Raw genomic sequence first — 7,932 nt, forward strand, 5'->3', positions numbered from 1 at the left:
GCCTATCAGGCCGGCCGGCTTGGCCGTAGGGTTGGCCACGACGCGCCCCCGCCGGCCTGATATCCGACTCCGTTTGAGCCAACAGAATGCTTCCCTTTAGTGACGAAAGGCTCTAAGGCGGGGCCGATCGGTCCCGCCTTTTCTGTTGGCGCAAGCCGTGCCATTCTCGTCTTTTCGATCATTCTTTCTATCATCGGTCTCATGAGCGAATCACAAGCAGTCATTTTGGGAGTGGGCGGCCTCGAACTTACTGCCGAGGAGCGCGCGCTTTACCGCGACCAGCAGCCCTGGGGCTTCATCCTCTTCGCCCGCAATCTGTCGCCCGAGCCGCAGCAGATCAAGGATCTGATCGCCTCGCTACGCGACACTGTCGGTGGCCGCAATGCGCCTGTCCTGATCGATCAGGAAGGCGGGCGCGTGCAGCGCATCCGCGAGCCGATCTGCCCGCGCTATCCTTCCGGCGCCGATCTCGGCGCCATCTATCGAGAGGATCGCGACAGGGGCCTGCGCGCCGCCTGGCTGATGTCGCGGCTGCATGCCTTCGATCTGACAAAGCTCGGTTTCAACGTCGATTGCCTGCCGGTTCTGGACGTGCCGGTGGAAGGCGCCAGCGACGTGATCGGCAGCCGCGCTTACGGCAAGAATCCGGTGATTGTCTCCGAGATGGGACGTGCCGCGGCAGAGGGCCTGAAGGCTGGCGGCATGCTGCCTGTGATGAAGCATATGCCGGGCCATGGCCGCGGGTTTGCCGACTCCCACCATGCGCTGCCTGTGGTCGATACGCCGATCGACGAACTTCGCGCGCATGACTTTGCGCCATTCAAGGCCTTTGCCGGTGAGCTGATGGGCATGACGGCACATGTCGTTTACACCGCGATCGACCCGGATTTTCCTGCCACCACGTCCGAGATTGTCATCCGTGACATCATCCGCAGCGAGATCGGCTTCGACGGCCTGTTGATCTCGGATGATTCCTCGATGAACGCGCTTTCAGGCACGTTGAGGGAGAGGGCGCGCGCTATCGCTGCCAATGGTTGCGACATTGTCCTTCACTGCAACGGCCAGATGGAGGAAATGCTTGAGGTGGTGGCGGAAGCCAAGCCGCTTGCGGGCAAGGCGCTGGAAAGAGCACGCCGCGTCGAGGCAGCGTTCGCTCAGGCAGACAGGCTCGATGAAGCGGCGGTGCGAAGCGAGTTCACTTCGCTGCTACCTTCGGTCTGAGGCGGACAATGGCGGCGACCGGCTCCCAGAACCCGCCTGTCGCCCCGCTCGAAAGGCTGTGGGGCGAGACGCCGGAGCGTGTCAATACCGAGGCCGAACCAGCGCTGGTGATCGATGTCGGCGGCTTCGAAGGCCCGCTGGACCTGCTGTTGCATCTCGCCCGCAACCAGAAAGTCGATCTCGCCCGTATTTCCGTGCTGGCGCTTGCCGAGCAATATCTAGCCTTCATCGAAAGCGCCCGCCGGCTGAGGCTGGAACTTGCCGCCGATTATCTCGTCATGGCGGCCTGGCTCGCCTACCTCAAGTCGCGCCTTTTGATCCCGGCGCCGCCCCGCGACGATGGCCCCTCTGGCGAGGAGATGGCGGCGACGCTGGCCTTCCGCCTAAGGCGCCTGGAGGCGATCCGCGAGGCTGCAAATCGGCTTGTCAACCGCGACCGGCTGGGACGTGATTTTTTCGCCCGAGGCGCGCCCGAAATTGTCGTCGAGGAACGCCGCTCCGCCTATGACGCCAATCTCATCGACCTGCTGTCCGCCTACGGCTCCCTCCGGCAGCGCCAGGCGGTGACGAATGTCACGATTGCCCGCCGGCGCGTCTGGTCGCTGGCCGAGGCGCGGCTGATGCTGGCGCGCCTTGTCGGTGCGCTGGACGAATGGACGGCGCTCGATAACTTCCTGCTGCGTTACATGACCGATCCGGAAGAGCGGGCAACGGCAGTCGCCAGCAGCTTCGCCGCGACGCTGGAACTGGTGCGGGAAGGGCGGGTCGAAATCCGCCAGCAGGGCGCCTTCACGCCGATCTATATGCGCACCGGCGCCAATCCTGTGACCGATGAGGACATTGCCGCCATGGAGGCCGGCCTTGACTGATGCGCCGGATGCCGCCCCAGACTTCGCCACCATCCTCAATTCCCACGAAGCCAGAACCGTCGAAGCATTGATTTTCGCCTCCGCCGAGCCGGTTTCCGAGAATTATCTCGCCGAACGGCTGCCGGCGGACACTGACCTGACGGCCATCCTCACCGCACTGCGCCTGCTCTACCGCACCCGCGGCGTCAATCTGGTGCGAGTCGAAGGTCATTGGGCCTTCCGCACCGCCTCGGATCTCTCTTTCGCGCTCAGGCAGGACGGGCAGGAGGTGAAAAAGCTCTCCCGCGCCGCGCTGGAAGTGCTGTCGATCATTGCCTACCATCAGCCTGCGACGCGCGCCGAGATCGAGGATATCCGCGGCGTCTCGACCAACAAGGGCACGCTCGACGTTCTTCTGGAGGCCGGTTGGGTGAAATTCCGCGGTCGTCGTCGGACTCCCGGTCGCCCCGTCACCTTCGGCACGACACGCGATTTTCTCGACCATTTCGGCCTGGAGGATATCCGCGACCTGCCGGGCCTCGAAGAGCTCAAGGCGACCGGCATGCTTTCCGGGCGAATTCCATCAAACCTCTCGGTGCCCTTGCCGCACGACGAAGAGGCTCTGGCGCCCGACGAGGATCCGATCACGCAGCTTGATATCGAGGAACTCGGCCTACTGATGCCGGGCGGCGGCGAGGAAGAGTGATCCACGCTTTTAAGCATGGCCTTGGAGAAATCCCGGCAAATCGACCAAAAGCATTGCGACCCGTGGCCGTTTCCTTTAACGGTCTCGTCACATTGAGGTTTGAAATCGCCACAATAAGTGACTAAATCAGGTCCGTGAGCGAAATTGGGAGTATCTGAGCATGGGTTCTTTAAGCGTATGGCATTGGCTGATCGTCCTGGCCGTGGTCCTGATCTTCTTCGGCCGCGGCAAGATTCCGGACTTGATGGGCGACGTTGCCAAGGGCATCAAGAACTTCAAGAAGGGCATGGCCGAGGATGACACGGCCGATGCGAAGTCCCCTTCGGTTGAACATAAAGTCGACGAAGTGAAATAAACTGGATTTACGGCCCGGGCGTCGGCGCGTGAGATGCGTGCCGCGCACGGTTGCAGGAAGCGTGCGACATGTTTGACGTCGGCTGGAGCGAGATTCTTGTTATCGCGCTCGTTCTGATTATCGTCGTAGGTCCGAAGGACCTGCCGCCCATGCTGCGCACGTTCGGCCGGATGGCCGCACGGTTGCGCGGGATGGCCAATGAATTCAAGGGACAGTTCGACCAGGCGCTGCGCGAAGCAGACCTTGATGATGTCCGCAGCGGTCTGAGCGAAGTCAGCAAGCTCAATCCAACCAACACGTTGCGCGACGCGATCAACCCGATCCGCCAGCTTGGCCAGGATATCAAGTCCGACCTGCAAAAGGCCTCCGACGACGCCAAAACCTCGTACAACGCGCCTTTCATGAAGACCGAGAGCGAGCTTGCTGCCGAAGAGGCTGCCAATGCCGCTGTTTCGAGTGAAGCGAGTTCGGTTCTGCCGTCGGCCGCTACGGTCGATGCGCCATTGATGACGCCGGCCGTGCCGCCGGTCGCGGCAGCGCCTGCGGTGGGAGACAAGCCGGTTGACGCCAAACCTGCGCCGGTCGTCGCTACCGCGGCAATGCCGACGCCGTCGGTCGCCGAAACGCCAGCCGCCAAGCCGAAGACCGCGCGCCCGAAAAAGACCGTCTCCGAACTCGCCGTCGTTTCGACCCCGGCAGAGCCGAAGACGAAGAAGGCGCCTGTACGCACCAAGGAAGCGGCGGCTGCGGCTGTCGAGGCGGAAGCCGTTGCCAAGAAGCCGGCGAGCCGGAAGAAGCCCGCGGTGACGGAATTCGCGCCTGACTTGGCCCCAGCCGAAGCCGCGAAGCCGAAACGGACTGCCGCCCGCAAGAAGACCGATACTACTGGTGACGCATGACCGAAGAACTGCAAGACAAGCCGCAGCCGCTGCTCGAGCATCTGATCGAGCTGCGCCGCCGTCTGATCTGGGCGGTGGTGGCGTTCTTTGCCGCTTTCGTCGTCTGCTTCTATTTCGGCAAGCCGCTGTTCAATCTGCTCGTCATCCCCTATCGCACGGCCGTGATCTGGTCTGGGATGAAGGTCGAGGACGCCGAGCTCATCTACACGGCACCGCAGGAATTCTTCTTCACTCAGATCAAGGTGGCGATGTTCAGCGCGCTTGTCGTTGCTTTCCCGGTCATCGCTTCGCAGATTTATAAATTCGTTGCCCCCGGGCTCTACAAGAACGAACGCGCTGCATTCCTGCCGTTCCTGATCGCCTCGCCACTGCTGTTCATCCTTGGCGGCTGCCTGGTTTATTTCTTCTTCACGCCGATGGTGATGTGGTTCTTCCTGAAGATGCAGCAGAGCGGCGGCGAAGGGCAGGTGGCGATCCAGCTCATGCCGAAGGTGTCGGAATATCTCGACCTGATCATGATGCTGATCTTCTCCTTCGGTCTGGTCTTCCAGCTGCCTGTGGTTACCTCGCTGCTCGTCCGTGTTGAGCTCTTGACCTCCAAGACGCTCGCCAGCAAGCGCAAATATGCCATCGTGCTCGCCTTCGTTGTCGCCGCGGTGTTGACGCCGCCCGATCCGATCTCGCAATGCAGCCTCGCTATACCGACCATCCTGCTCTACGAGATCGCCATCATCGCCGCCAGGATGATCGAAAAGGGCCGATCTCAACGCGAGGCGGAAGAACAGGCTTCTGCCTGACATCATCGCTCGCGCGTTTGCGGCTTGAGTTTCGGCCGGCTTCGCGCCAAAACCTTCCAAAAGCGGGAATCGTCAGGATTCCCGCATCTCCGTTCAATGGTGTTCCGATGCTCGATATCAAATGGATTCGTGACAATCCCGAAGCGCTCGATGCTGCGCTGGCGCGCCGCGGCGCCGAACCCCAGGCCGCCCATCTGGTCGCTCTCGACGAGAAGCGCCGCGCCGTCACCCAGAAGGCGCAGGAGATGCAGTCGCGCCGCAATGCCGCCTCGAAGGAAATTGGCGCTGCCATGGGCCAGAAAAACATGGAGCTGGCCGAAAAACTGAAGGCCGAAGTGGCTGCGATCAAGGTCGATTTGCCCGCCGCCGAGGAAGAAGAGCGTCAGCTCACCGCCGAACTCAACGACGCCCTGTCGCGCATTCCGAATATTCCGCTCGCCGATGTCCCTGACGGCAAGGATGAGCACGACAATGTGGTGAAGCGCACGAGCGGCGAAAAGCCGACCTGGAATCATCCGCCGAAGGAGCATTTCGAAATCGGCGAATCGCTCGGCTGGATGGATTTCGAAGGTGCTGCCAAATTGTCTGGCGCGCGCTTCACTGTGCTCAAGGGCCAGATCGCTCGGCTGGAGCGTGCTATCGGCCAGTTCATGCTCGACATCCACACGCAGGAGCACGGCTATCTCGAAGTCCAGCCGCCGCTGATGGTGCGCGATGATGCGATGTTCGGCACCGGCCAATTGCCGAAATTCGCCGAGGATCTGTTCCGGACCACGGACGGTCGCTGGCTGATCCCGACGGCAGAAGTGCCGCTCACCAACCTCGTGCGCGAGGAAATCCTCGATCGCGACAAGTTGCCTCTGCGGCTCACCGCGCTGACCCCGTGTTTCCGCTCGGAAGCCGGTTCGGCCGGCCGCGACACGCGCGGCATGCTGCGCCAGCACCAGTTCTACAAGGTCGAGCTGGTCTCGATCACCGACGCCGAAAGCTCGATTGCCGAGCATGAGCGGATGACCGAATGCGCCGAGACCGTGCTCAAGCGGCTTGGCCTGCATTTCCGCACCATGACGCTCTGCACTGGCGACATGGGTTTCGGCTCGCAGAAGACCTATGACATCGAGGTCTGGCTGCCGGGCCAGAACGCCTATCGCGAAATCTCGTCCTGCTCGGTCTGCGGCGATTTTCAGGCGCGCCGCATGAATGCGCGCTATCGCGACCCCGCCGAAAAGGGCGTCAAATTCGTCCATACGCTCAATGGTTCGGGCACGGCCGTCGGCCGGGCGCTGATCGCTGTGCTGGAAAATTATCTCAACGAAGATGGTTCGGTCACAATTCCGGATGTTCTGCTCCCCTATATGGGAGGGATGACAAAAGTCGAGAAGGCCGCCTGATCATGCGCATCCTCCTGACCAATGACGATGGTGTCCATGCCGAGGGCCTCGCCGTCCTCGAACGGATCGCCCGCACGCTTTCCGACGATGTCTGGATCGTGGCGCCCGAAACCGACCAGAGCGGGCTGGCCCATTCGCTGTCCTTGTCTGAGCCGCTTCGTTTGCGGCAGGTCTCGGAAAAACACTATGCGCTGCGCGGCACGCCGACAGATTGCGTCATCATGGCGGTCAAGGAAATCATGACCGACAAGAAACCTGACCTCGTCCTGTCGGGCGTCAACAACGGCGCCAACATGGCCGATGACGTCACCTATTCCGGCACAATCGCCGGCGCTATCGAGGGCACGCTGCAGGGCATCCGCTCGCTGGCATTGTCGCAGGCGGCGAACTATCTCGAAGGCGAGCGGCATGTGCCGTGGAACGTCGTCGAGGCCTATGCGCCGCAACTTCTGAAGAAGCTGCTGGACGTCGACATGCCCGACTGGACTTTTATGAATGTCAACTTCCCCAATTGCCAGCCGTCGGACGTTCAGGGCATTGCCGTCACTGCCCAGGGCAAGCTCGATTTCGGCATGAATGTCGAAAAGCGCAGCGACGGCCGCGGCCTGCCGTACTACTGGCTGAAATTCGACAGCCGCAAGGGAGATTTCCGCGAGGGCACCGACATCTTCGCGCTCAAGGAAGGCAAGATCTCGGTGACGCCGCTCAAGCTCGACCTCACAGACTATAGCCTGCTTGACCGTATCCAGCAGGCCGTGACGAAAGAGCCGGCATGAACCAGGGGCGCGGCGGCAGGGAAGGTTTCGCGGCGCTCTGCCTCCGGCTGCGTGCCCGAGGCGTTGTCAATGCCGACTTGCTCAACGCTATCGAGCAGACGCCACGGCACTTTTTCGTACCGGCCGAATTCCTCGCCCAGGCCTGGACATCGCGGACCCTGCCGATTGAATGCGGCGCGATTCTCGAAGGCGCCGATCTTGCTGCGGCCATTCTTGATGCAATGAAGCTCAAGGCCAGCCATCGTGTGCTCGAAATCGGCACCGGTTCCGGTTTTACCGCTGCCGTGCTTGGACGGCTGGTCGAGCGCGTGCTGACTGTCGACCGCTACAAAACACTGGTGACGCTCGCCCAGGCGCGCATGGACAAGCTGTCGCTGCGCAATGTCGTCGTCCGCCAGGCCGATGGCAGTTCCGGCCTGCACGGTGAGGGCACCTTCGACCGCATCCTCGTCACCGCCGCTTTCAGCGCCTTGCCGCGTGTCTATGCCGAGCAATTGGTTTCGGGCGGCGTGATGATCGCGCCGGTCATAAGCGAGGCTGGCGTGGCACGCATGGTCAAGCTGACGAAATCCGGCAGCCGCTTCGAGCGCGAGGAATTGTTTGATACGCCGTTCCAGCCGATCGTGCCGCAAGTGGCGCAGATTCTGTAGTCCTATAGGTCTGGACACGGCTCACGCCAGCGCCTGCAGGCATATCGGCAGATCGCCGCCGCTCTCGCCGATTTCCGGTAACTTCCCGTTAAGGTTATCATTTTTCAGCATATTATGAGTTTATTGTGTGCCATTAACCGGCCGGTAACACTAACGCGCTTTAATGAATACAAGTTCAGGCGTTGCTGGGTTGCTGTCATGCGTAGCTTCGAAATTGTAAAGTCCAATCTCTCTCCACTCCGTGTCGTGACGGCGCTCCTGCTTGCAGGTGCGGCGTCAAGTTGTAGCT

Annotated in this window: 9 protein-coding genes; all 9 read left to right on the forward strand. The window is 61.6% G+C overall.

Going from position 1 to position 7,932, the window contains the following annotated elements; genetic code table 11:
• The first annotated feature begins 201 nt into the window (after positions 1-201).
• The 9 genes from nagZ (at position 202) to AC1D06_RS34015 (ending at position 7,643) form a co-directional block, all read left to right on the forward strand.
• The gene (gene nagZ / locus AC1D06_RS33975; RefSeq protein ID WP_477990212.1) at positions 202-1,221 is read left to right on the forward strand and encodes a beta-N-acetylhexosaminidase; all 1,020 of its coding nucleotides are present in this window, start codon (positions 202-204) and stop codon (positions 1,219-1,221) included.
• 8 nt (positions 1,222-1,229) lie between these two features.
• Positions 1,230-2,090 (forward strand): segregation and condensation protein A, encoded by an 861-nt coding sequence (locus AC1D06_RS33980; RefSeq protein ID WP_477878468.1) that lies wholly within the window; start codon positions 1,230-1,232, stop codon positions 2,088-2,090.
• Positions 2,053-2,775: an SMC-Scp complex subunit ScpB gene (scpB, locus tag AC1D06_RS33985; RefSeq protein WP_477878467.1), complete on the forward strand. Its 723-nt coding sequence runs from the start codon at positions 2,053-2,055 to the stop codon at positions 2,773-2,775. The genes AC1D06_RS33980 and scpB overlap by 38 nt, the downstream gene beginning before the upstream one ends.
• A gap of 160 nt (positions 2,776-2,935) precedes the next feature.
• Positions 2,936-3,130 carry a twin-arginine translocase TatA/TatE family subunit gene (locus AC1D06_RS33990; protein ID WP_477878466.1) on the forward strand — a complete coding sequence of 65 codons (195 nt, stop codon included), beginning with the start codon at positions 2,936-2,938 and terminating at the stop codon, positions 3,128-3,130.
• 68 nt (positions 3,131-3,198) lie between these two features.
• Positions 3,199-4,029, forward strand: coding sequence for a Sec-independent protein translocase protein TatB (tatB, locus tag AC1D06_RS33995; RefSeq protein ID WP_477990213.1), 831 nt, complete (start codon positions 3,199-3,201; stop codon positions 4,027-4,029).
• Positions 4,026-4,826, forward strand: a complete 801-nt coding sequence (tatC, locus tag AC1D06_RS34000) for a twin-arginine translocase subunit TatC (RefSeq protein ID WP_477878464.1) — start codon at positions 4,026-4,028, stop codon at positions 4,824-4,826. The genes tatB and tatC overlap by 4 nt, the downstream gene beginning before the upstream one ends.
• A 107-nt stretch (positions 4,827-4,933) precedes the next feature.
• A complete protein-coding gene (gene serS, locus AC1D06_RS34005; protein WP_477990214.1) occupies positions 4,934-6,217 on the forward strand; it encodes a serine--tRNA ligase in 1,284 nt (427 codons plus the stop codon).
• A 2-nt stretch (positions 6,218-6,219) separates the two neighbouring features.
• Entirely contained in the window at positions 6,220-6,993 is a 774-nt protein-coding gene (surE, locus tag AC1D06_RS34010) for a 5'/3'-nucleotidase SurE (protein ID WP_477990215.1), read from the forward strand.
• Entirely contained in the window at positions 6,990-7,643 is a 654-nt protein-coding gene (locus AC1D06_RS34015; protein WP_477990216.1) for a protein-L-isoaspartate(D-aspartate) O-methyltransferase, read from the forward strand. The genes surE and AC1D06_RS34015 overlap by 4 nt, the downstream gene beginning before the upstream one ends.
• The last annotated feature ends 289 nt before the right edge of the window (positions 7,644-7,932 follow it).

The sequence above is a fragment of the Rhizobium sp. P2_G2 genome (assembly GCF_056403555.1).